Below are 850 nucleotides of genomic sequence, written 5' to 3' on the forward strand. Positions count from 1 at the left end.
CTTCGGTTGATCCTTGACACTCCCTGGATGAGGGAGTTGAGCGTGGCTGAGCAGCGGTATCAAGCGGTGTTGTCGGTGATTGCCGACGGGCTTTCGGTGGCGCAGGCCGCTGAAAAGGCGAATGTGTCGCGGCAGACGATGCATGGCTGGCTGGCCCGGTATGAAGTCGAGGGCTTCGAAGGGCTCAAGGACCGGTCGCATCGGCCGGTGCACTGTCCGCATCAGATGCCGGCCGAGGTTGAGGCGGTGGTGTTGGAGTTGCGGCGGTCGCGGCCGTATTGGGGGCCGCGGCGGTTGGTGTTCGAGCTGGATAAGCGGGGTATGAGGCCGCTGCCGTCGGAGTCGGCGGTCTATCGGGCGCTGGTGCGGGCCGCCATGATCGATGCCGAGTCGCGGCAGCGGCGGTCGCGGAAATGGAAACGCTGGGAACGTAGCGCTCCGATGGAGCTGTGGCAGATGGATATCGTCGGCGGGTTCCCGCTGGCCGATGGCACCAGCGCCAAAGCATTGACCGGTATCGATGACTATTCCCGGATGTGCATCAGTGCGCACTTGATGACGCGGGAACGCACTCGGGCGGTCTGCGATGGGCTGCGTGCGGCACTGGATCGCTATGGGGCACCCGAGCAGATCTTGACCGATAACGGCAAGGTGTTCACCGGGCGGTTTCATCATCCGCCGGTGGAGGTGCTCTTCGATGCGATCTGTCGCCAACACGGTGTTGAGCATCTGTTGACTCAGCCGCGCAGTCCTACGACGACGGGCAAAATTGAGCGTTTCCATCGCAGTTTGCGTGCTGAGTTCCTCAGCGACCGAAAGCCTTTCGCTACTCTGAAACGTGCTCAGCAGG

At 62.7% G+C, this 850-nt stretch carries 1 protein-coding gene; it reads left to right on the plus strand.

The window, feature by feature from the left end; translation table 11 throughout:
- Window positions 1-27: 27 nt before the first annotated feature.
- The coding region (locus A5648_RS12675; RefSeq protein WP_065024889.1) for an IS481 family transposase at window positions 28-850 on the plus strand (823 nt) is incomplete at its 3' end.

This window comes from Mycolicibacter sinensis (genome assembly GCF_001673565.1).
GTDB classification, from domain to species: Bacteria; Actinomycetota; Actinomycetes; order Mycobacteriales; family Mycobacteriaceae; genus Mycobacterium; species Mycobacterium sinense_C.